The organism is Mesorhizobium sp. ES1-3, assembly GCF_020164795.1.
Taxonomy (GTDB): domain Bacteria; phylum Pseudomonadota; class Alphaproteobacteria; order Rhizobiales; family Rhizobiaceae; genus Mesorhizobium.
Window position 1 is genome coordinate 62422 of the sequence record NZ_JAIUGW010000028.1, and the last position, 23233, is coordinate 85654.

A 23233-nucleotide genomic window follows, 5' to 3' on the forward strand; every position below is an offset into this window, starting at 1 on the left:
CTCGTGGTAAAAGCTGCCGATCCGGAGTTTTGGCCATGAACAAATTCAACCCAGCAAAACCTGCCGGCGCGCGCAGCGTCGACGACGTCACCGGCAGCCGCCGTTTGCGCCGCATGCGCAAGGCCGACTGGTCGCGCCGGCTCGTGCAGGAGAACAGGCTTTCGGTCGACGACCTGATCTGGCCGATCTTCGTCGTCGAGGGCAGGAATGTCCGCGAACCGATCGCCGCCATGCCCGGCGTCTTTCGCCTGTCGGTCGACCTTGCGGTCAAGGAGGCCGAACGCGCGGCCAAGCTCGGCATTCCGGCTCTTGCCACCTTCCCCAATGTCGATCTCGGCCTGCGCGACCAGACCGGTTCGCACATCCTCGACCCCGACAATGTCATCAACCGCGCCACCCGCGCGATAAAGGACGCGGTGCCCGAGATCGGCATCATCACCGACGCGGCGCTCGACCCATTCACCAGCCATGGCCATGACGGCATCCTGCGCGACGGCATCATCGTCAATGACGAGACCGTGGAACAGGTCGCGGCGGCGGCCGTCATTCAGGCTGCCGCCGGCGCCGACATCATCGCGCCGTCCGACATGATGGACGGCCGTATCGGCGCCATCCGCGACGCGCTCGACGCCAACGGTTTTCAGGACGTGGCGATCATGTCCTACGCCACCAAATTCGCTTCGGCCTTCTACGGCCCCTATCGCGAAGCGGTCGGCACCGCCGGCCTGCTCAAGGGCGACAAGAAGACCTACTATATCGACCACGCCAATTCGGACGAGGCGGTGCGCGAGGCCGAACAGGACATCGCCGAGGGCGCCGACATGCTGATGGTCAAGCCCGGCCTGCCCTATCTCGACATCATCCGCCGGCTGAAGGACGAATTCCAGATGCCCACCTTCGCCTACCAGGTGTCGGGCGAATATTCGATGATCAAGGCGGCCGGCGCCAATGGCTGGATCGACGGCGAGAAGGCGATGCTGGAATCTCTGCTCGCCTTCAAGCGTGCCGGCTGCGACGGCATCCTAACCTATTTCGCGCCTGAAGTGGCGGAAATGCTGAAAGGGTAGCCCCTACCCTTTCAGGCACCGGCAAGCGATTTTTGCCAGTTCTCTTCTCCGCTTCATGGAAATCTCCGATGATCGGGCGGCCGTCGACACGGCCGCCCAGGTCCAACTCCCGGTAGACGATCCGGATATCGTCTTGCGGCAATATCTGGCAGGAGCCTTCGTGTTCCTTGGAAATCCCGGTTGTATTCCGCAATCCGCTTGTTAAAATAAACTGCTTGCGAAATGAGATCAGCTATCGAGGAGCGTCCAGTGTCCAAATTGCGCGTCAACGCATTCACCCTGTCGCTCGACGGCTATGGCGCTGGTCCCGACCAGAGCCTGGAAAACCCGCTCGGTGTCGGCGGAACGGCCCTGCACAAATGGGCTTTCAGCACCCGCACCTTCCGCAAAATGTTTGGCGAGGAAGGCGGCGAGACAGGCGTCGACGAGGACTTCGCGGCGCGAAGCTTCGAGAACCTCGGCGCCTGGATCCTCGGCCGCAACATGTTTGGCCCGATCCGGGGTGAATGGCCTGACGACAAGTGGAAGGGCTGGTGGGGCGACAACCCACCCTACCATGTGCCGGTGTTCGTGCTGACTCACCACGAGCGGGCGCCCATAGCCATGGAAGGCGGCACGACCTTCCATTTCGTCACCGACGGCATCCATTCGGCGCTCGAGCAGGCGAAATCGGCGGCCGGCGGCAAGGACGTGCGGGTCGGCGGCGGCGTCTCCACCATCCGGCAATATCTGCAGGAGAAACTCATCGACGAGATGCACCTGGCGATCTCGCCGGTGCTGCTGGGCAAGGGCGAGAACCTTTTTGCCGGCCTCGACATGCCCAAGCTCGGTTATCAGTGCACCGAGCAGGCGGCAACGGCGCTGGCCACCCACGTGGACATCAAAAGGGCCTAGGCGGAGCGCTTGCCCCTTTCTCCCCGTCACTATACGGGAGAAATGTCCGGCAGGACAATGAGGGGCAGCGCCGCCGAACGAAGATTTCCTTGCCCGATAACACCGCCGATTACAAAAATAGCTCAGAATACATTCGGTCCACGCAGCGATTTGACCGGGTTTAACTTGTAGAAGTTGGCGCCGCCCCTCATCCGCCTGCCGGAACCTTCTCCTCGTATAGTTACGGGTAGAATGGAACCTCTATTTCAATACTTCTCCGGCACGTAAAGCTCGCGCGGCAGGACCTGGCGTTCGTATTCGGGGTTGAAGACGCGTTCCGGCAGCGTGATCTCCTCGTGCGGCACGTCTTCGTACGGCAGCTGCTTCAGCAGATGATCGATGCAGTTCAGGCGCGCGCGCTTCTTGTCATTGCCCTCGACGATGAACCACGGCGCCTCGGGGATGTTGGTGCGGGCGAAGGTCTCCTCCTTGGCCTTGGTGTACTGTTCCCAGCGCACCCGCGACTGCAGGTCCATCGGCGACAGCTTCCATTGCTTCATCGGGTCGTGGATGCGCATCAGGAAGCGCATCTGCTGTTCCTCGTCGGTGATCGAGAACCAGTATTTGACCACGGTGATACCCGAGCGCACCAGCATGCGCTCGAACTCCGGCACGTCATGGAAGAACTCCTCGACTTGCTCGGGGTTGGCAAAGCCCATCACCCGTTCGACGCCGGAACGGTTGTACCAGGAGCGGTCGAGCAACACGATCTCGCCGCCTGCCGGCAAATGCGGGACATAGCGCTGGAAATACCATTGCGACTTCTCGCGTTCGGTCGGCGCCGGAAGCGCCACGACGCGGCAGATGCGCGGATTGAGCCGTTGGGTGATGCGCTTGATGACGCCGCCCTTGCCGGCGGAGTCACGGCCCTCGAAAATCACCACCAGTTTCTTCTTGTGATAGGCGACCCAGGATTGCAGCTTGATCAATTCGGACTGGAGGCTGATCAGGTCGCGAAAATACTGCATCCGATCGATCGAAGGCGGATGCGAGTTCTTGTAGATCTTGGCGATCTCCATCGACAGCGCCGGCTCCGACAATTCGAGCTCATAATCTTCGTCGAGCGTGTCGGCGAGCTCGGCTTCGAGCCAGTCCTTGGCAGGGGAATTCTGTTTCAGCTCGGTCATATCAACTGCTCCGCTTGCAAGCCCTGTCGGTTACCACTGGGCGCCCCAATTGCTGGCCAGCGGCCTGGAATGGAAACACCTGAGCCGACTTCAATATAGGCCGGCAGTGACGGTTTTATTGCAGCCCGGGCGCGATTGCGGCCGTTGCAAATTCCGCGATGTATGATCCATCGACGTCATCGCACGGCGACAAGCCGACCGAATTGTCCTACAAATCCCCGGTCGCGTTCCAGGCCCGCCCTTTGCGGCACACCTCTTCAACAAAATCGTGAGGATCTGACATGCAATACCGCACCCTTGGCCGTTCGGGCCTGAAGGTTTCGACGCTGACGCTTGGCACCATGACGTTCGGCGGCGCCGGGCCCTTCGCCGCGGTCGGCAACAGCGATCTCGCCGAAGCCAAGCGGATGATCGACATGTGCATCGACGCCGGCATCAACCTCATCGACACCGCGAATGTCTATTCGAACGGCCTGTCCGAAGAAATCATAGGCGAAGCGCTCGGCGGCAAACGCAAGAACGACGTGCTGATCGCGTCCAAGGCGCGGATGCGGATCGGCAAGGGTCCGAACGACGAGGGCCTGTCGCGCCATCATCTGATCCGCGAATGCGAGAAGAGCCTGAAGCGGTTGAAGACCGATGTCATCGACATCTATTTCGTTCACCAGTGGGACGGCCTCACCCCGCTCGAGGAAACCGTTGCGGCGCTCGACACTTTGGTCAGCCAGGGCAAGGTGCGCTACATCGGCTGCTCCAACTATTCCGGCTGGCAGCTGATGAAGGCGCTTGCCATCAGCGACAGCCGTCACCAGCAACGCTTCGTCACCCAGCAGATCCATTACACGCTGGAAGCGCGCGAGGCCGAGTACGAGCTGCTGCCGATCTCGGTCGACCAGGGGCTGGGCGTGCTGGTCTGGAGCCCGCTCGCCGGCGGCCTGCTGTCCGGCAAATACCGCCGCGACAGCCCGACCGCCCGCCAGCTCGCCGGCTGGTCCGAGCCGCCGATCCGCGACGAGGACCAGCTCTGGCGGATCGTCGATGTGCTGGTCGAGATCGGCAGGGATCGTGGAGTATCGGCGGCGCAAGTGGCCCTTGCCTGGCTGCTCGGCCGCCCTGCCGTCTCCTCGCTGGTGATCGGCGCCCGCAATGACGTCCAGCTGAAGGACAACCTCGCGGCCGCGGCCCTGGAGCTCGGCACCGAAGAACGCCAGCGCCTCGACGCGGTCAGCCGGCCGCCCCTGCTCTACCCCTACTGGCACCAGCAACTGACGGCGAAGGATCGCTTCGGCCCCGCCGACATGGTTCTCGACCGCAGCGATATCTGATCGGTGTCAGGCCAAGAGCGAGAGCTAGCTGCCGATGAACCGCCAGAGCTCGGCATCGGGTTCGATCTGGCCGCTGAGCACGAAATATTTGTAGAGGGCGAGCAGGGAGATCGCCTGCTCGTCCTGTTCATTGGAGAATTTGCGGCAATAGGCATTGGCTGCGGCGATGATGCGCTCCGCCGCGGCCGGATGCTGCTCGAAATAATCTACCTTTTCACGGAGATCGGAGAAGTCCGGCTCGAGCGGCGCATAGTGGACACCGGCCTCGAGCTGGCTCTCGCCAAACCATGTTTCGTAGGTCGGCGGCGGCATCAGACAGAGCGAGTTGGAATTCATGATCCATTTGAGGTTGGTCGCCACGTCATTGCCCTCCAACGAGACGATGTAGCGATAGCGCAGGTGCTGGCTGATGCTGAGGAAGGGCTTGCTGTATTCAGCCGGCGCACTGCGCTTGTGCGAACCGGCGTCGCAGAACGGCAAGTCGCGCGCGACATCCAGGAACCGTGTCCTGATCGGATTGTTGAGGTCGCCGCGCCAGACCACGACCGGGCGTTTGTCGGCGAAGGCGACGGCGTCGGCGGGCATGTGGAAGTGGCGGAACTTGTTGAACTTCATAATGACAGCGCTGCCGTTGTCGGCGCGGATCGGCCGATCCTTGACGAGCGTTGGCACTTTTGGCACGCCTTTGACGTCGCCGAACTGCAGGTCGATGAGCAATGACGGATCGAAATAGCGGGCAAATTCCCTCAGGTCGTAATAGTACATGCTCGGTTCAAAAGGTATCTGGTCGATGCGAACCGCATCCGGGCCTGGCGTAAAAGGGTCCTGCAGCTTGTTGTAGTGATTCAGCCGTCGGCGCACGGCCTCGTCCGAGAGCCTGGCCTGTTCCAGGCGGCCCGCCAGCCGTCGTCGGAAGATCGCCTGGGGTGCGATATCGCGCATGACGTTTCGCGCATAGTAGAAGACCCTTGCCGTCGTTCGTTTTATGGTGGCCATCGTTCTCGTAATCTAAAACAAGCGCCACTAAACAGACAACAGCCGGGATGGTTCCGGCGGCATGATTGCGCATCGTTGGGCCACGCTTTCCGGCAGTGCCCGAACAGATGGCGCCGGCCTTGACGAGGCGCGCCGGGGGGATGCACCGGCAACTAGCCCGTTATGTAGCGCCACACCTCGGCATCAGGTTTGATCTGACCCGAGAGCACGAAATATTTGTAGAGCACCAGCAGGGAGATCGCCTGTTCGGCCCGCTCGTCGTCGAATGTGCGGCAATAGGCGTTCGCGGCGGCGACGATGCGCTCTGCCTTCGCCGGATTCCGTTCGAAATATGCGACGTGTTCGGCAAGATTGGAGAAGTCTGCTTCGAGCGGTACATAGTGGACATTCGCCTCGAGCTGCCGCTCGGCAAACCATGTCTCATAGGTCGGCGGCGGCATCATGCAGAGCGAGTTGGAATTCATGATCCATTTGAGGTTGGTCGCCACGTCATTGCCCTCGAGCGAGACGATGTAGCGATAGCGCTGGTGCTGGCTGATGCTGAGAAAGGGCTTGGCATATTCCGCTGGCGCATTCGGCTTGTGCGAGCCGGCATCGCAGAACGGCAGGTCGCGCACAGCCTTGAGGAATCTTGTCCTGATCGGATTGTTGAGATCGCCGCGCCAGACCACGGCCGGCAGCTTGTCGGCGAACGAGATGGCATCAGCCGGCATCTGGAAATGACGAAACTTGTCGAGCTTCATGATGATCGCGTTCTTGTCGTCATCACGGATCGGCCGATCCTTGACGATCGTCGGCACGTTCGGCACGTTCCTGACATCGCCGAATTCCAGGTCGATGAACAAACCGGGATCGAAGTAGCGGGCGAATTCCTTCAGGTCGTAATAGTACATGGTCGGCGTGAACGGCAGTTTGCCGATGCGCACGGCATTGGCGCTTGGCGCGAACCCATCCTGCAGCTTGTTGTAGTAGTTCAGCCTGCGGCGCACTGCCTCACCGGAAAGCCTGGCCCTTTCGAGACGGCCCGCCAGCCTGGCGCGAAACAGCGCCTGCGGAGCGACATCGCGCGCGGCGTTTCTCGCATAGTAGAAAACTCTTGCTGCGGTCCGCGAAATTGTGGCCATCGGTCACTTGATCAAAATAAACAGGCAGCTCTCAATTCATTGGCGCCCCGCGTTTCCTACATCATTGTGGCGCCCATCTGGCAACCCCCCGCATCTCTTCGACACCAGCATCCACGCATTGTCGCTTCGGCTGTTGTGTTTGACGGCTAATGCTCCTAGGCAGGGTCAGGGCCGCAAGGCAGTGACAAAAGGAGCCGATATGGCGCGAGCACCAAACTACGATCAGGAACGCAAGGAGCGCGACCGCCAGAAAGCAGCCAAGAAGGCTGAAAAGCTGGCGGCCAAGGTTGCCGCGCGCGAACGTTCGAAGCCCGAGACCGAGACGGAGGCCGAAACCGAGGAGTAACGGCATGCGGCATGCGGCCCGCGAATGCGGGCCGTGCCTCAATGCGAATTGTCGGTGTCAGCCTATGTCAGGCTGGCGCCTTGTCGCTGATGAAAACATCCACCTCCCGCGCCGCGGCGATGAAAGCGCGTCGGGCATTCATCGCCGGCTTGTCGCCGGCGAGTGCGTCGTGGCAGGCCTGCAGCGCCGCGCGATGCTTGGCGCTGCGCTTCCCGGGCCAGCTGTTGAGAAGGTAATCGGAAGCCTCCTTTGCCGAACGCAAGAGCTGAGTGCTTCCCGCCGTGAGGGATTTGACGGTCACGGGCGTTTCAAACCGATTGTTTTCCATCGCCGCTCTTACGCCATCGGCTTGCTTGAAGCGAGGCCGAAAGTGCGCTTCGCGTCAGACGCCGCCTGTTTTTCCGGCGAACGCTGCCGTGCATAGGCCGCACTACAGCATGTCGCGGCGAATAGGATTCGCCCGACCTGCTGTAAGCTTCTGACTTATGCATGTCGTTATCCCGGAACCGAGGACACTTCCGGGCGACATGCATTAAGCGGCGACGACGGCAAATCCCCTGGCGCGAAGGCCACGTCGGTCGTTGGCAAGCGACGTCACCAGCCGGTCACGGCTGCCGACAATGTGGGCCGACAGCAGCCGCGCGGCTTCATCGGCCTGACCAAGGCGTGTCGCCGCAAGGATGGCGCGATGTTCGAGCCAGGCACGGCCAAGGGCCGTTTCGTCACGCACTTCCAGCCAGCGGGCGCGCGACAGGCGCGTCATGGCGTCACGGACCGCCCGAAACAGGAATTCGTTGCCGGATAGCCGTGCCAGCTCGATGTGAAAATCCATGCCGACACGATGCCATTCCTCGCGCGGCGTGTTTTCGTCGCAGGAATCGAGCATCGCCTCGACGACATCGACAGCGCTCTTGTCGGCTTGCCCGCATGTCAGCCGCAGCGCCGCGACCTCGACCGCCTCGCGATAGACCGCGATCTGCTCGAGCTCGGCCAGGTTGATGGGCGAGACCGTCCAGCCGCGTCCGTCCCTGCCGACCAGTCCCTCGGTCTCCAGCCGCAGCAGTGCCGCCCTGACCGGCGTGCGCGAGGCGCCGAATTGGCCTTCGATCCAGCGTTCGGTCAGCCGCTCTCCCGGCCCGATCTCGAGCGCCAGGATCATCTCGCGAAGCTGCCGTTCGACATTCTGCATCTGCGACATCGCGCGTCCTTTCCGAAGCCGCATTGACAGCGACCGGCTTGAAGTTCATGACGGATACCAGTTTGGTATCCCAAAATGGTATCCGCAACAAGCGCTGATACCGGGCAGGCAGGACATGGCACAGGAAGACACGCAACAAAGCGGTTACAATATCCACTGGCGACGCAATCTCGCCGTCTGTTTCGCGGGCTCGTTCAGCACGCTCATCGCCATGACCCTGCTCTTGCCGTTCCTGCCGCTTTATGTCGAACAGCTCGGCGCACAGGGTCATGCCGCCATCGTACAGTGGTCCGGCATCGCCTATGGCGCCACCTTCTTCGCCGCGGCAATGGTCGCGCCGTTGTGGGGACGCCTGGGCGACCGCTACGGCCGCAAGGTGATGCTGGTGCGCGCCTCCTTCGGCATGGCGATCTGCATGTCGCTGACGGGTATGGTCGAGACGGTCTGGCAGTTGGTCCTGCTGCGCCTGCTGATCGGCTTCGCCGGCGGCTACTCCTCGGGTTCGACCATATTGGTGGCCATGCAGACGCCGAAGGACCGCTCCGGCTGGGCGCTCGGCGTCCTGTCGGCGGGCATCACGGCGGGCTCGCTGGTCGGTCCCTTGCTCGGCGGCGTGCTGCCGCCGGTGATCGGGATTCGCGCCACCTTCCTCTTGTCGGGCGGGGTGATCTTCCTCGCCTTCCTGGCGACGACCTTCCTCATCAAGGAGAACCCGCGCCCGAGGGCGGCCAAAGCCGTGCCGGCGGCAAAGCCGAAAAGCGGCTGGTCGCAGATCCCGGACAAGCGCCCGGTGGTGGCCATGCTGACCACCGGCATGCTGCTCGCCTTCGCCACGATGTCGATCGAGCCTATCATCGCCGTCTATGTGCAGCAGCTCATCGAGGACCAGAGCCGGGTGACGCTCGTCGCCGGCGTTGTGATGTCGGCGGCCGCGCTCGGCACCATCCTGTCGGCGTCCTGGCTCGGCAAGCTCGCAGACCGGATCGGGCACTGGAACGTTGTCGTGGGAGCGCTGGCGGTCTCGGCGCTGCTGCTCATCCCGCAGGCTTTTGTCACCAACGGCTGGCAGCTCATCGGCCTGCGTTTCCTGATGGGCGTGGCGTTGGGCGGCCTCCTGCCCTGCATCACCAGTGTCATCAGGCATAACATCCCAGACGGCGTCGGCGGCAACGTGCTTGGCTTGGCGATCTCGGCGCAGTATGTCGGGCAGGTCGCGGGACCGCTGGCCGGCGGTTTTGTCGGCGGCCATTTCGGCATGCCGGCGGTGTTTCTGGGCACATCGGTGCTGATGGCGCTTGGTGCCGCCTACAACTGGATTGTCCAGTCGCGGCGGACGCGGCATATGGCACTGGAAGCGGGCAAGCCCTGAGACTTACCCGATCCGCAGAAGGAGCACGCCGACCATGAACCTCGCCGACCCAAACGGCAGCCGCCTCCTCGTGCTTGCCGGCGGTCTCGTCGGCGCGGCGGGGGTGGCGCTTTCGGCAGCAGCCGCGCATCGCGGCGGCGCCTTCATCGGCACGGCCGCGTCGTTCCTCCTGATGCATGCTCCGGTCTTTCTGGCCATTGGCCTTGTCGGAGGAGCAAACCGCTGGCTGCGCATCGCAAGCCTCGTTCTGCTCGCCGGGCTCGTGCTTTTCGCGGGCGATCTTCTCGCCCGCGATTTCCTGGGATCGAGACTGTTTCCGATGTCGGCGCCAATCGGAGGCACCTTGCTCATCGTCGGCTGGCTGGCGATAGCAATTTCTGCCCTGGCACGCCCACGTTCCTGAGGTTCAATCCAGCAGGAATCAGCGCCGACGTTCGGGTCGGATCAGCAGATCACGATTGCGCGCGGCCGGCTTCTTCAGGCGCCTTGCCTCTGGCCGCTCGGCGGCAGGCATGATGCCCCAGTAGTTGCGATAAATATCTTCGAACAGATGCTGGATGGGATGCATGTCTCATTCTCCTCGTTTTGAATCGATCCAATCCACGGGCGTTGAAAAGAATAGGCTGATCAGCCCCGATTGCGGATCACCAGGAAACGAAGGTCGCGAATCCATGGACCGGTTTCACCACGGCGCCTGGCTTTGTTGGCGGCCGACCCGATATTCCAGTCGTTGCGATAAATGTCATCGAACAGATAGTTGACAGGATGCATGACGCTCCTCCTTTGGCCAGTCAAACAGTTCAAATTTGTTATTTTGGATCGATTCAAACATAAGACCATGATCGCCGCTGGTCAAGCAAAATTTGAATCGATCCAACGAAAATACTAGATGCGGCCCAGGAACGTGCTAAATGCATGTCAGGAGGCACGCGCAAATGGCGTCACTCACCGCAGGCAATCGACGACCCGTACGGCTGGCCGACATCGCCAAGGCCGCCGGTGTTTCCCACGGCACGGCGTCCAACGTATTCAGCCGACCCGAGATCGTACGCGAGGAAGTGCGCGAACGCGTTCGCGCGGCCGCCGAGGCGATGGGGTATGGCGGGCCCGATCCAAAGGGCCGGCTGCTGCGCGCCGGCAAGGTCAACGCCATTGGCGTTGCCACAGCCGAGCCCCTCTCCTATTTCTTCGACGATCCGTTCGCGCGCGTCATGATGGCGGGCATCTCGCAGGCCTGCGATGCTACGGGAGCCGGCATTTCCCTGGTCTCGGCCGCCAACAACGAGCAGCTTGCCTGGAACATCCAGAGCGCCCTTGTCGACGGCTTCATCGTCTTCTGCATCGAAGGCGGCTCGCGCCTGGTGGAGTTGGCACGCGAACGCAAGTTGCCCTTCGTCGCGCTCGACCTCGATTCCGAGGACGGGTCGGTCGCCGCGATCGGTGTCGACAACATCGCCGGCGCCGGCATGGCGGCCCGCCATCTCACCGATCTCGGACATCGCCGCTTCGCCGTCCTGGCGCTGCCCTTCGCCGACGACAGGACAGGCCTTGTTTCGGCCGAACAGGTCCGGGCCGCAACCTATGCAGGAACGCGCGACCGCCTCACCGGCTATCTCCGGGAGCTTTCGCGGGTTGGCATCGATACATCCAAAGTGCCCGTCTACGAGACCGCCAACGACGTGGCGAGCACGAAGGCGGGCCTCGAAACCATCTTCGCCTCCGACGCGCCGCCCACCGCCATCCTGGCCATGTCGGACAGAATAGCCCTGGTGGCGCTGGAATGGCTTAGCGCACGCGGGCTCAACGTGCCTGACGATATTTCCGTCGTCGGCTTCGACGGGGTTCCGGAAGCCGCAGTGTCCGAGCCGCCATTAACCACGATTGCCCAGCCGATCGCCGAGATGGGCCGCCTTGCCGTCAGGGCGATCCTGGAGAGCGACGGGCCGGTCAGCCGGCAGCAACTGCCTGTCGAACTGATCGTGCGGGGCTCGTCGGGCCAGCCCCGCGGCTGAACCGCCCCCGAACCGCCTACCGATTGGCTCTTGCCACGGCAGAGAGGCCGAAAGGCGCAGCCGGCGCGGGATCCTTTTGGACCGTACGGGCCTTGCCCGAACCGCCGATGGTCGACAGCCATTCGAGATAGAAGGCGAGCGCGAACTGCATGGCAATGCCGGCCGATATCAGTAGGCTGTCATAGACGAATCCGCCTGGATTGATCACCTTCATCACCTGGGCGACCATGGCGATCACCGTGCCGGCGATGAAGACCGGCAGCGATCGTTTGCCCAGTATCGCCAGCGGATGGTCGGGGCTGGTGCGGAACAGGCTGGAGAGCACCGGCAGGGCGACGACGAGGTAGCTGACCGCCAGGATGTGCAACAGCCGCGGCAGCGACAGGAAGGTCTTGTCGAAGCCGCCGATCACCACCGGCAGGTTGAACCACGTTATATGTCCCCAGAGCGGGCTATGCACCCACACCAGCGCCGCTAGCACATAGGCGGCGGCCGCGCCGATCAGCCAGCGGTTGACCGGAATGACACCGCCGCGCCTGACATGCAGCATGGCGGCAAGGCCGATGTTGAACAGGAACTGCCAGGACAGCGGATTGAGGAACCAGAAACCGGGCTCGGGGTAATTGGGCGGCGCGATCTGCCAGATTCCGGCTACGAGCCACAGCGTGCCGGATACGACGAGCGCCGCGACGGGCCTGTAGCTGACGAACAGGACGAATGCCGGCGCCATCAAAAGCAGCGCCGCATAGACCGGCAGGATGTTGAGGTAGCCGAGCTGGTGGCCGAGCGTGACGATGCCGACCAGCACTTGCGGCGTATTCTTCATCAGCGGCTCGATATTGATGAGCTTCAGCAGTTCCGGCCGCTTGGCAAACACCGCCACGGCGCAGAACAGGGCCATCACCACCATCGTCGTGACGATATGGGCGGCGTAGAGCACGCCCGCCCGCCGCCACATCTTCAAGGTCGCCAGAAGCCGGCCTCCCGGTCGGAATTTCGTGCCGTAGGCGAGCGCGACCGAGATGCCGGAAATCAGCACGAACGCTTCGGCCGCATCCGAAAAACCGAAATTCTTGTAGGTCAGGGCCTCGAAAGCCGTGCCCGGAACATGGTCGATGAAGATCGTGAGCAACGCCAGCGCGCGCAATACATCGATACGCGTGTCGCGTTCCAAGATACGCAAGCCGCGATCTGGGATACGCAAATCGCGATCTGGGATACGCAAATCGCGATCTGGCGAAACAGGGGTAGTCATCGACAAAAGGCCTCAAAGCTGGTTGTTCATGTCCAGCAATGCGACCCCCGACGCACCGCTTCGATTCCTCCCGGATGGAGTGTATCGCCGCAGAAACGGGCCGGAATGCGCCTGGTTCAATCAACTTTCGCGGAGCATGAAAATATTGCGTTTTGAAGCCGGCAAATTGAGCGGAACCTCATATAATCAACGGGATGCGATATGACTGGCGACAATGCCGAAAACGGCACCCTAGTGCTGGATCTGGCCTTTCCGTATCGCCTCCTCGGCGCTGGCAAGGGCCGCCGCGAATGCCTGTTCCTGCTGCATGGATCGGGTGTCGACGAGACAAGCATGGTGGCGCTGGCGAGAAGCATGGCACCCGACGCCGTCCTGATCGCGGTGCGAGGCCGCATCCCCCAGGAGGACGGTTTTCGCTGGTTCGAGCGAATCACGCCGACCACCTTCGACCAGGAAAGCATACGTGTCGAAACCGCCGCGTTCGCGGCATTTGCAGCCGAAGGCGCCGCGCGCCATGGACTTGATCTCGGTCACGCAACATTCCTTGGCTATTCGAACGGCGCCAATCTGGTTTCGAGCCTGATGCTACTGCATCCCGGCATCGTCCGCCGGGCGGCCCTGTTGAGGCCAATGCCGGTGCTAGACAAGGTACCGGCGACGGACCTTACGGGAACACGGACGCTGATCATTGCGGGAGCCGCCGACGAGACCTACGGGCCTTTCGCGCCGGCGCTGGTGACGCTGCTCAGCCGACACGGCACGGAGATCGACGCCCGGATTGTTCCATCGGGCCACGAAATCGGTGACCCGGACGCAGCAATCATCAGGCACTGGCTAGCGGGATCGGCGGCGACCCAGCTAGGCTGATCGTCTTTCCGGACCGCTCGCTTCTCAGGTGCGCAGCGTGATCGACCAGCGACCGCTGAATAGCCGCCCCTACCCCCGCCCCATCCTGTTCCAGGCGTCGAGGCCGGCGATCTTGTAGGCCTCGGCAAGCGTTGGGTAGTTGAAGGTGTTGTTGACGAAGAAGTCGACCGTGCCGCCGAGATTGATCACTGCCTGGCCGATGTGAATGAGTTCGGTGGCGCCCTCGCCGACGATGTGCGCGCCGAGCAGTCGACGCGTCTCGATCGAGAACAACAGCTTCAGGAAGCCGGTATTGACACCCATGATGTGGCCGCGCGACGTCTCGCGGAAGCGCGCGACGCCGACCTCATACGCGTCGCCGCTTTGGCGTACCTGTTCCTCCGACTGGCCGACCGTCGAGATCTCCGGCACCGCATAGATGCCGTAGGGAAAGGTCTCCGGCGGCGCCGGCAGGGTCACGCCAAAGGCATGGCAGGCGGCCACCCTGCCCTGCTCCATCGAGGTGGAGGCGAGGCTCGGAAAGCCGATGACGTCGCCGGCGGCGTAGATATTGGGCACGCTGGTCTGGAAAGTCTGCGGATCGACCTTGATACGGCCCCTGGAGTCGGCCTCGATGCCGACAACGTCGAGGCCGAGGCTGCCGACATTGCCGGTGCGGCCGGCCGCGTAGAGCACGACCTCGGAGCGGATCGTGCGGCCATCGGCCAGTTCCACCTCGGCGGCTTCCGCCTTGGAGCGGATTTCCTTGACCGCGCTGCCTAGCCTTATCGTCATGCCGCGGTCGCGCATCTGGTGGATGAAATCGTCGACGATCTCCCGGTCGACGAAATCGAGGATGGAGTTGCGCGGTTCGACCAGCGTCACCGGCACGTCGAGCGCGGAAAAGATGGTGGCGTATTCGACCCCGATGACGCCGGCGCCGATCACAGTCAGCGTGCGCGGCAGGCGGTCGAGTTCAAGCATCTCGTCGCTGTCGAAGACACGGGTCTTGTCGAAGGGCACGTCGCGCGGCCGATGCGGCCTCGTGCCGACGGCGATCAGCGCATTGGCGAAGCCGACTTCGCTGTAGTCGCCACTGTCCGATGTCAGGCTGACCTTGTTGGGGCCGAGAAATTTCACCGCCGCGCGCGCACTTTTGACCGTGTTGCGCATGAACTGGTGTTGCAGCACCTCGACCTCATGGTCGAGCGTCTTGTGCAGGCGCTCGATCAGGTCGCCGACCGAGATATCCTGCTTGACCCGATAGCCGCGCCCATAGAAGCCGCGCTCGCGCCAGCCCGAGAGATTGAGCACCGTTTCGCGCAGCGTTTTCGAGGGAATGGTGCCGGTATGCACCGAGACGCCGCCAAGACGCCGGCCCCGGTCGACCACCAGCACCGATTTGCCGAGTTTGGCCGATTGCACCGCCGCGCGGCGGCCCGAGGGGCCGCTGCCGATGACCAGCATGTCGTAATCCATATGTGCCCGTCCCTGCCCCCGGCGCCCATTTTGTTGCGCCGCAACAAGCTAACGCCATCCGCGCCGCGAATTCAACCGATTCGGACTGTCGGCCGTCTGGCTCCGCCGTGCGATCCGGCGAAAGGCCCGATCTTGATTCCGCGGCGAGCCTTCACCATTTCATCATCGAGCGGTCCGCACCCTATGTCGGACCCTGTTACGAGGAAATGACATGAACGCTCGCGTTCTCGACGGCGAAATCATCGACACTCGGCTCGACGATGTCAGGGCTTATGAAGGCGTCCGCACAAGGCGTATCCTGGCCTTCTTGCTCGACTATATCATCGTCGCCCTGCTGACCATTCCGTTCGCGATCCTGGTGTTCTTCCTCGGTCTTTTGACCCTCGGCCTTGGCTGGATGCTGTTTGGCGTCCTGGTGCCGGCAGTCGCCATCCTCTACATCTGGAACACGCTGGGCAGCGCCGACCAGGCCACTACGGGCATGAAGATGATGGGCATCCGCCTCGACCGTCTCGATGGCAGGCCGATCGATGGCCTCACGGCGGTCGTCCATTCCGTGCTGTTCTGGGCCGGCAACGTCATCCTGTCGCCGCTGGTCTTGCTGGTGACGTTGTTCTCCGACCGCAAGCGCACGCTGCACGATCTTTTGCTCGGCACCGTCGTCAGCCGTACCGGCCGTTAAAAACCGGCCCTCAAGAGAAACCACGGGCCCTTGAGCGCAAATGTGAAGGTGTTCAGTCAGCCACACCTTCACAATCCTGTTGAATTTTTCGTCGCCGGAGCCAAAGGTAGAGCGATTCGAAGGAGTGTTTCCAAGGCTCGATGACGCAGCACCCGACCCAGTCGCCGCAGTTTTTCCTGACCGCGCCGTCGCCGTGCCCCTATCTCGACGGCCAGTTCGAGCGCAAGGTGTTCACGCATCTGGTCGGCGACAAGGCCTCGGAGATGAACGACCTGCTCACGCAAGGCGGCTTCCGGCGCTCGCAGAACATAGCCTACAGGCCAGCCTGCGAGACCTGCCGCGCCTGTGTATCCGTGCGCATCCTGGCTCAGGAGTTTACCGCCAGCCGCAACATGAAACGCGTGCTGCAGCACAATTCCGACCTCGTCGGCGCCATGCACAATGCCGAGCCCTCGACCGAACAATATTCCCTGTTTCGCGGTTATCTCGATGCCCGCCACCGCCGCGGCGGCATGTCAGACATGACGGTGCTCGACTACGCCATGATGGTCGAGGATACGCATGTCGACACCAAGGTGATCGAATATCGGCGGCGCGGACCCGATACCTTCATCACCGGCAAGGGTCAGGGTGAACTCATCGCGGTCGCGCTCACCGACAAGATGGCCGACGGCCTGTCGATGGTCTATTCCTATTTCAATCCCGATTTCGAAAGCCGCTCGCTCGGCACATTCATGATCCTCGACCATATCGCCCGCGCCAAGGCGATGGGACTGCCCCATGTCTACCTTGGCTACTGGGTCAATGGTTCGCGCAAGATGAATTATAAGATGCGCTTCATGCCGCAGGAGCATCTCGGCCCAAAAGGCTGGGAGCGCTACACCAACGAAGCGGTCTGACGCTGAGTTTTCCCACGATCCACGCTTAAACTGTTTCAAGGCAGGGGATGCTGGTCTTTCAGCCGTTCAGCTGGAGAGAGTGCGCGATTGCGCCGATCGGCCGCCGCCTGCAATTCAATTGCGAAAGTTCCTGCATGTCCCCTCACCATGATCACCAGAAGGGCCTTCTGATAACCGCCATTGGCGGACTGATACTGACTGTCGACATACCGTTGATCCGCCTTGCGGATGGCGGCGCCTGGACGATCCTTCTGCTGCGAACCGGAACCACCTTCATCGCCGCGATGATCATCTGGTCGGTCTGGCGCGCTCGGAGCCGGAATGTCCCACCGCTGATCCCCGGCTGGTCCGGACTGATCGTGGCTGTATGCTATGGGCTGACCTCGATCACCTTCATTACCGCGGTCTTCCACACCTCGACCGCCGATCTGGTGTTCATCCTGGCCTTCAACACGGTATTCGCCGCACTCTTGTCCTGGATATTCCTGAAGGAAAGACCGCGGGCGGTGACGATCGTGGCGATGCTTGTCATGATCCTCGGCGTGCTGGTCATCGTCGGCGGTTCGGTCGGCACCGGCAAGCTGTTCGGCGATTTCATGGCGCTCTGCTCGGCTTTCTTCATCGCGGTCGCCATCACCATCTCGCGCGCCAGCGGCAAGGATATGGGATTCACCTCGCTCATCGGTGTCCTTCTGCCGCTTGGGCTGGCCGCCTTCATGGTGACGGGCGAAGGTTTTCACGTGAACGCGCCATGGTGGATCATCTTCAACGGCGCCGTCATCATGCCGATCTCGTTCTTCTGCCTCGCCGCCGGGCCGAAATACATTTCAGGACCGGAAGTAGCGATGTTCTACCTGCTCGAAACCGTGCTGGCGCCGATCTGGGTGTGGATGATCTTTGCCGAGACGCCGACCCGCAACAGCCTGATCGGCGGCGGCATCCTGATTGTCACCCTGGTCGCCCATTCGCTCTGGCAGTTGCATGATGGACGCCGGCGCCGCGGTGACCTTGCGGTGCACCACCCGGCGTAGAGGTCGAGATCAGGCGCTGGCCTTCTTCGCGGCGCCTGGTTCGGGCAGGGCCTCGATGCGCGGACCGGCCTCGATCTCGGCCGCCGATCCGGCGGCCGTCTCGTCGGCCAGTTCCACCTCGCGCAGCCACTCGCGCCAGATCGCGACCAGCAGTGCCATCAGCACCGGGCCGATGAACAGGCCGAGAAACCCCATGGTCTTGACGCCGCCGATCAGGCCGAAAAAGGTCGGCAGGAAGGGCAGTTTTATCGGTCCGCCGACGAGCTTGGGGCGCAGCGTCTTGTCGACGATGAACAGTTCGACCGTTCCCCATATGAACAGCGCTAGGCCGGCCATCGGCGAGCCGCTGGCGGCAAGGTAGATCGACACCAAGGTAAAGGACAGCGGCGCACCGCCGGGGATGAGTGCCATCACGCCGGTCAGCGCGCCCAGCGTCACAGGCGACGGCACCCCGGCCAGCCAGTAGGCGACGCCCAGTACCAGCCCCTCGCCGATGGCAATCACGGTCATGCCCGTCACGGTCGAGGAAATGGTCGCCGGCACGACGCGCGAGATCCGCTCCCAGCGGGTCGGCAAGATGCGTTCGCCGAGGCGGTCGATCTGGCCGGCGAAATTCTCGCCGTCGCGATAGGCGAAAAACAGGGCGATCATCATGAACAGCAGCGTCAGAAACAGGCTGAAGGCGCTGCCGCCGGCGGCGAGCGCGCCCCGGTAGATGCTGCCGATATTGGCGCCGCTGACCAGCTGGATCAGTTCGCCGATGCCGCCGGGATGGCCGAGATTGGTGGTCCACTGCTCGTTCAGCCACTCACCCACGATAGGCAGGCTGGCGATCCAGTGCGGCGTCACCGCACCGTGCCGATTGGTCTCTATCGCCCAGCCGACCCATTCGCGCACCTCGTTGATGGCATAGGTGCCGGCAAGCGCGATAGGGATCACCAGGAAGGCGAGGATGAACAGGATGGCGAAGGTGGCGGCGATGGTGCGGTTGCCGCCGGCGCCGACCAGCAGCCGTCGGTAGAGCGGCCAGCTGGCGAAGGCGATGACGAGGGCGGCCAGCACCGGGAACAGGAAACCGTGGAAGAAATAGACGCCGGCGGCGACGATCAGCACCAGCAGCCAGCGTGCCGCCGACAGCGGCGGTATGACGGCCGACCGAAGCGGTGTGGACAGCCCAAACAGGCGCTGCTGCCGTTCCGGTTTCTGGATCCTTGCTTCCTTCAAACGCCCTGTTCTCCCCGGCCCATCCGGTCAGTTATGGACCGATATAGTGCAGCAATCGTGACGATAGTCCAAATCGTGATGGCGGCGCTCTTCCTTCTCCCCTTGTGGGAGAAGGTGGATCGGCGCGTCAGCGCCGAGACGGATGAGGGGTGTTCCAGCGGAGTGAGGCGTTGGCGTTCCCTGGAACACCCCTCATCCGACCTCGCTTCGCGAGGCCACCGCCCTGGGCGAGTCACGGGCCTCGCCCGCCCTTCGGGCCCCACAAGGGGAGAGGGAAGAGGCGCAGCTTCAACCGAATTTCCCGGTCCTCGGGAAACCCTTCGGCACCATACGCCCTGCCGATGCCCTCGCGCCGATCCACTCGGCCAGTTCCTCGCGCGACCGGGTGAAGGTACGGTCGGCCGAATCCTGCCAGGAAAGACCGGTCGCCAATGTGAACGGCTTGAGGTCGAGAAGACCGCCGTCCTTGTATTTCTGCAGCCGCACGCCCTTGCCGCGGCCCATCTCGGGAATTTCCGAGAGCGCGAACACCAGCATCTTGCGGTTCTCGCCGACGATGGCCAGATGATCGCCGGTGACCGGCACGCAGCGCTTGGCTTCGTCGGGGGCCTTGACGTTCATCACCTGCTTGCCCTTGCGGGTGTTGGCGACCACCTCTTCCTCCGGAACGATGAAGCCGTTGGCGTCGAAAGAGGCGAGCAGCAGCTTGCGCTTGGGATCGTGGACGAAGGCGGTGACGATGTCCTGGTCATTGTCCATGTCGACGATGATGCGGATCGGCTCGCCATGGCCGCGGCCACCGGGCAGCCGGTCGGCGCCAATCGTGTAGAACTTGCCGCCGGTGGTGAAGACCAGCACCTTGTCTGTCGTCTGGGCATGGAAGGCGAGCTTGAGGCTGTCGCCCTCCTTGAAGGTCAGCGTCGAAAGATCGGCCAGATGGCCCTTCATTGCCCGCAGCCAACCCTTTTCCGAAACCACGACAGTGACCGGCTCGCGCTCGATCATGGCGTGCGCGATGTCGGTCAGGTCGTGCTCGGGCGCATCGGCGAACTGGGTACGGCGCTTGCCGATCTCGGTCTCCGGGCCGAACTTGTCGCGAAGCTGAGTGACTTCCCACTTGATCGTCGACCACTGCTTCGCATCGGACGCCAGCAGCGCCTCGATCTGCTTCTTTTCGGCGGTCAGGCCATCGAATTCCTTGCGGATCTCGAATTCCTCCAGCTTGCGCAAAGCGCGCAGCCGCATGTTGAGGATCGCTTCGGCCTGGGTGTCGGTGAGCGACCAGCGGGCCATCATGACCTGCTTGGGCTCATCCTCCTCGCGGATGATCTTGATCACCTCGTCGATGTTGAGATAGGCGATCAGGTAGCCGACGAGGATTTCCAGCCGCCTCTCGATCTCGCCAAGGCGATGTTTCGAGCGACGGACGAGGACGTCGCGGCGGTGATCCAGCCATTCCTGCAGCACGCCTTTCAGCGAGAGAACGTTGGGCACCTTGCCGCGCGACAGCACATTCATGTTGAGCGCGAAACGGCTTTCGAGCTCGGTCAACTTGAACAGCGATTCCATCAGGATGCCTGGGTCGACGGAACGGCTCTTGGGCACCAGCACGACGCGGATGTCCTCGGCACTTTCGTCCCTGATATCCTCGAGCAGCGGCAGCTTGCGGGCCATCAACAGTTCGGCGATCTTCTCGATCAGCCGCGCCTTCTGCACGCCATAGGGGATTTCGGTGACGACAATGCTCCAGGTGCCCCTGCCCTGGTCTTCCTGGTTCCACTTCGACCGCACGCGAAACCCGCCGCGGCCGGTCTCATAGGCTTCGAGAATGGAGGCACGGCTGTCGACGATGATGCCCCCGGTCGGGAAATCCGGGCCCTGGACGAAATCCATCAGCTTCGCCACCGGCGCGTCGCGATGCTCTATCAGGTGCAGCGCGGCGTCGCAAAGCTCGGCCGCGTTGTGCGGCGGGATCGACGTCGCCATGCCGACGGCGATGCCGGACGAGCCGTTGGCCAAGAGATTGGGGAAGGCACCGGGGAGCACGACCGGCTCCTCGTCCTCTTCATTGTAGGTCGGCCGATAGTCGACGGCGTCCTCGGTGAGGCCGGCAAGCAATTCGGTCGCCACGTCGGTCATGCGCGCTTCGGTGTAGCGCATGGCGGCGGCATTATCGCCGTCGATGTTGCCGAAATTGCCCTGGCCGTCGACCAGGGGGTAGCGCATCGAAAAATCCTGCGCCAGCCGCACCAGCGCGTCATAGATCGACTGGTCGCCATGCGGGTGGAACTTGCCCATCACCTCGCCGACGATGCGGGCGCATTTGGCAAAACCCTGGTCGGGATTGAGGCGCAGCAGGCGCATGGCGTGCATGATACGGCGATGGACCGGCTTCAGTCCGTCGCGCACGTCCGGCAGCGCCCGGTGCATGATGGTCGACAGCGCATAGGCAAGATAGCGCTCTTCCAGCGCCTTCTTGAGATCGACCGGTTCGATATGATCGCCGCCGCCATTGTCAGGCGGCAAAAGCCTTTTTCCCATGGGTTGGACCTAGCCGAGCGGGTGATTCGCGGCAAGAGGCGCGCACCCGGCCGGTCGATTTGCACGCTATTCTGCAACTGGAAACCGCAACGTCGAGCTTGCCGACCAACATCAACCTGTTACATGCCACATCTATTGCGAAGCACAACACGCTGGCGGCCCGACCTTCATGCCAAATTCACCGCATCCTGCAATAGCGTTCGGATCGGGTTTGCCTTTCACCGCGATTTTCGACCAATGTGCCGGGACACGCCTTTTTCCCGTCCAGTTCGTCACGGAATGGTGATGGCGCAAAGAATTGAAAAATAATTTCAGGACACTCTCAGGGACCTTGCGATGACAATCAACCGCTCAACTCTCCGGAAATTCGCTCTTTCGACCTTCTTGCTCACACTGCCGCTGAATGCGGCCCTTGCCCAGGACGCCGCGGTCGCGGACCGGCTGAAGGCAGCACTCGCGGCCCAGGGCGTCGACATCGCCTGGACCGGCGTGACCGGCGACAACACCAGCATGGTGCTGCAGGGCGTGTCGGTGAAACCGGCCGCGGAAAAGGAAGCGCTGCCGATCGGCGACGTCAAGCTCGAGAACGTCACCGAAGCCAATGGCGGCTATGATATCGGCACCGTGTCGACCTCGGCCTTCGAACACAGCAAGGACGGCGTCACCCTCGATCTCAGCCCCTTCGTCATCCACGACATGACGGTGCCGGCCGACGGCTCCACCGGCCCGCTGGGTTCGCTGATGATGTACAAATCCGCTGAACTGTCGAACATGACGGTCAAGGTCGCCGACAAGACCGCCTTCTCGATGGACGGCCTTGCCATCGAGATCACGCCGCCCGCCGACGGCAAGGCGATGGAGTTCACCGCCAACACGGAGAAGTTCACGGCCGATCTCTCGCTGGTCGACGATCCCAAGTCCAAGGAGGTCATCAACGCGCTCGGTTACCAGAACATCTCGGGCAATCTCGAAATGGCCGGCACCTGGCAGCCATCGGACGGCAAGATGGAACTGTCGAAATACGACATCTCCGTCGAGAATGCCGGCACGCTCGGCATGACCTTCGACCTCGGCGGCTACACGATCGACTTCATCAAGTCGCTGCAGGAAATGCAGAAGAAGATGGCCGCACAGCCGGAAGGCGCCGACAATTCGGCGCAAGGCATGGCCATGCTCGGCCTGTTGCAGCAGCTTTCGTTCAACAGCGCCTCGATCCGCTTCGACGACGATTCGCTGACCGGCAAGGTGCTGGACTATGTCGGCAAGCAGCAAGGCATGTCGGCCAAGGACATCGCCAACCAGGCCAAGGCGATCGTGCCGTTCGGCATGGCGCAGCTCAACAATCCCGAGCTGACGGCTCAGGTGACCGCGGCGGTCAGCAAATATCTCGACGATCCGAAGAGCCTCGAAATCTCGGCCGAGCCGCCGGCATCGGTGCCGTTCGCGCTGATCATGGCCGGCGCCATGTCGAACCCGCTGGACCTGCCGAAGACGCTCGGCGTCAGCGTCAAGGCCAACGAGGACTGATCGAATTAGCTGGCTTCTCCCCGTCACTATACGGGGAGAAGGTGCCGGCAGGCGGATGAGGGGCAGCGCTGAAGCTTGCGAATATGAAATTCGATGCTGAACCGATTGCCTGTCAGAAGGCTTCAGTTGCTACGACCGCTCGCAAATCGCCAGCACCCGCGCCGCCCCTCATTGTCCTGCCGTGTCCAGCGGATAGATGGGTAACAGAATGAACCGGATACATAGGTAACAGTTTTCTCCCCCTAAGATGCG

The 23233-nt window shown here is 62.5% G+C and carries 23 protein-coding genes; 12 read left to right on the plus strand and 11 right to left on the minus strand.

The genetic code is table 11. From position 1 onward, the window contains the following. The first annotated feature begins 35 nt into the window (after positions 1-35). Entirely contained in the window at positions 36-1067 is a 1032-nt protein-coding gene (hemB, locus tag LB536_RS27025) for a porphobilinogen synthase (protein WP_224597955.1), read from the plus strand. A gap of 249 nt (positions 1068-1316) precedes the next feature. Beyond that, positions 1317-1961 carry a dihydrofolate reductase family protein gene (locus tag LB536_RS27030; RefSeq protein ID WP_224597958.1) on the plus strand — a complete coding sequence of 215 codons (645 nt, stop codon included), beginning with the start codon at positions 1317-1319 and terminating at the stop codon, positions 1959-1961. 245 nt (positions 1962-2206) lie between these two features. On the opposite strand, the gene ppk2 is transcribed toward LB536_RS27030, so the two are convergent. Next, positions 2207-3127, minus strand: a complete 921-nt coding sequence (gene ppk2 / locus LB536_RS27035; protein WP_140755415.1) for a polyphosphate kinase 2 — start codon at positions 3125-3127, stop codon at positions 2207-2209. 281 nt (positions 3128-3408) lie between these two features. Here ppk2 and LB536_RS27040 point away from each other — a divergent pair, with 281 nt between their 5' ends. Then, the gene (locus tag LB536_RS27040; protein WP_224597962.1) at positions 3409-4452 is read left to right on the plus strand and encodes an aldo/keto reductase; all 1044 of its coding nucleotides are present in this window, start codon (positions 3409-3411) and stop codon (positions 4450-4452) included. Positions 4453-4476: 24 nt separating this feature from the next. Here the strand turns inward: LB536_RS27040 and LB536_RS27045 are convergent, their stop codons facing one another. Further along, entirely contained in the window at positions 4477-5448 is a 972-nt protein-coding gene (locus tag LB536_RS27045) for a glycosyl transferase family 90 (RefSeq protein ID WP_140809133.1), read from the minus strand. Between the two features lie 152 nt (positions 5449-5600). Beyond that, on the minus strand, positions 5601-6572 hold the full coding sequence (locus LB536_RS27050) for a glycosyl transferase family 90 (RefSeq protein WP_224597964.1): 972 nt from the start codon (positions 6570-6572) through the stop codon (positions 5601-5603). 199 nt (positions 6573-6771) lie between these two features. Here LB536_RS27050 and LB536_RS27055 point away from each other — a divergent pair, with 199 nt between their 5' ends. After that, entirely contained in the window at positions 6772-6918 is a 147-nt protein-coding gene (locus tag LB536_RS27055) for a hypothetical protein (protein WP_140755423.1), read from the plus strand. Positions 6919-6985: 67 nt separating this feature from the next. Here the strand turns inward: LB536_RS27055 and LB536_RS27060 are convergent, their stop codons facing one another. Beyond that, a complete protein-coding gene (locus tag LB536_RS27060) occupies positions 6986-7219 on the minus strand; it encodes a DUF982 domain-containing protein (RefSeq protein WP_411966595.1) in 234 nt (77 codons plus the stop codon). A gap of 231 nt (positions 7220-7450) precedes the next feature. Beyond that, positions 7451-8116 carry a GntR family transcriptional regulator gene (locus LB536_RS27065; protein ID WP_224597970.1) on the minus strand — a complete coding sequence of 222 codons (666 nt, stop codon included), beginning with the start codon at positions 8114-8116 and terminating at the stop codon, positions 7451-7453. 115 nt (positions 8117-8231) lie between these two features. Here LB536_RS27065 and LB536_RS27070 point away from each other — a divergent pair, with 115 nt between their 5' ends. Together LB536_RS27070 and LB536_RS27075 are read left to right on the plus strand one after the other, a co-directional pair. Continuing rightward, positions 8232-9485, plus strand: a complete 1254-nt coding sequence (locus LB536_RS27070) for a multidrug efflux MFS transporter (RefSeq protein WP_224597973.1) — start codon at positions 8232-8234, stop codon at positions 9483-9485. A 34-nt stretch (positions 9486-9519) separates the two neighbouring features. Then, entirely contained in the window at positions 9520-9888 is a 369-nt protein-coding gene (locus tag LB536_RS27075; RefSeq protein ID WP_224597975.1) for a DUF423 domain-containing protein, read from the plus strand. 18 nt (positions 9889-9906) lie between these two features. On the opposite strand, the gene LB536_RS27080 is transcribed toward LB536_RS27075, so the two are convergent. Then, positions 9907-10053 (minus strand): hypothetical protein, encoded by a 147-nt coding sequence (locus LB536_RS27080; RefSeq protein WP_181178258.1) that lies wholly within the window; start codon positions 10051-10053, stop codon positions 9907-9909. Between the two features lie 59 nt (positions 10054-10112). After that, positions 10113-10256, minus strand: coding sequence for a hypothetical protein (locus tag LB536_RS27085; RefSeq protein ID WP_224597978.1), 144 nt, complete (start codon positions 10254-10256; stop codon positions 10113-10115). A 164-nt stretch (positions 10257-10420) separates the two neighbouring features. Between LB536_RS27085 and LB536_RS27090 the strand changes: the two genes are divergently transcribed. Then, positions 10421-11497, plus strand: coding sequence for a substrate-binding domain-containing protein (locus LB536_RS27090; protein WP_224597981.1), 1077 nt, complete (start codon positions 10421-10423; stop codon positions 11495-11497). 16 nt (positions 11498-11513) lie between these two features. On the opposite strand, the gene LB536_RS27095 is transcribed toward LB536_RS27090, so the two are convergent. Further along, a complete protein-coding gene (locus LB536_RS27095) occupies positions 11514-12752 on the minus strand; it encodes an OpgC family protein (protein ID WP_224597984.1) in 1239 nt (412 codons plus the stop codon). Positions 12753-12953: 201 nt separating this feature from the next. Here LB536_RS27095 and LB536_RS27100 point away from each other — a divergent pair, with 201 nt between their 5' ends. Then, a complete protein-coding gene (locus LB536_RS27100) occupies positions 12954-13619 on the plus strand; it encodes an alpha/beta hydrolase (protein WP_224597987.1) in 666 nt (221 codons plus the stop codon). A 69-nt stretch (positions 13620-13688) separates the two neighbouring features. Here the strand turns inward: LB536_RS27100 and sthA are convergent, their stop codons facing one another. Beyond that, the gene (gene sthA, locus LB536_RS27105) at positions 13689-15077 is read right to left on the minus strand and encodes a Si-specific NAD(P)(+) transhydrogenase (protein WP_140755439.1); all 1389 of its coding nucleotides are present in this window, start codon (positions 15075-15077) and stop codon (positions 13689-13691) included. Positions 15078-15288: 211 nt separating this feature from the next. Between sthA and LB536_RS27110 the strand changes: the two genes are divergently transcribed. The 3 genes from LB536_RS27110 (at position 15289) to LB536_RS27120 (ending at position 17689) form a co-directional block, all read left to right on the plus strand. Beyond that, a complete protein-coding gene (locus LB536_RS27110; protein ID WP_224597990.1) occupies positions 15289-15759 on the plus strand; it encodes an RDD family protein in 471 nt (156 codons plus the stop codon). Positions 15760-15899: 140 nt separating this feature from the next. Continuing rightward, the gene (locus tag LB536_RS27115; protein ID WP_015318275.1) at positions 15900-16658 is read left to right on the plus strand and encodes an arginyltransferase; all 759 of its coding nucleotides are present in this window, start codon (positions 15900-15902) and stop codon (positions 16656-16658) included. Positions 16659-16792: 134 nt separating this feature from the next. Then, on the plus strand, positions 16793-17689 hold the full coding sequence (locus LB536_RS27120; protein WP_224597994.1) for a DMT family transporter: 897 nt from the start codon (positions 16793-16795) through the stop codon (positions 17687-17689). A gap of 9 nt (positions 17690-17698) precedes the next feature. Here LB536_RS27120 and LB536_RS27125 read toward each other — a convergent pair whose 3' ends face one another. After that, positions 17699-18913, minus strand: coding sequence for an AI-2E family transporter (locus tag LB536_RS27125; protein WP_224597997.1), 1215 nt, complete (start codon positions 18911-18913; stop codon positions 17699-17701). A 288-nt stretch (positions 18914-19201) separates the two neighbouring features. Next, entirely contained in the window at positions 19202-21454 is a 2253-nt protein-coding gene (gene parC, locus LB536_RS27130) for a DNA topoisomerase IV subunit A (protein ID WP_224597999.1), read from the minus strand. A 336-nt stretch (positions 21455-21790) separates the two neighbouring features. On the opposite strand from parC, the gene LB536_RS27135 reads away from it, so the two are divergent. Continuing rightward, a complete protein-coding gene (locus LB536_RS27135) occupies positions 21791-22981 on the plus strand; it encodes a hypothetical protein (protein WP_224598001.1) in 1191 nt (396 codons plus the stop codon). The last annotated feature ends 252 nt before the right edge of the window (positions 22982-23233 follow it).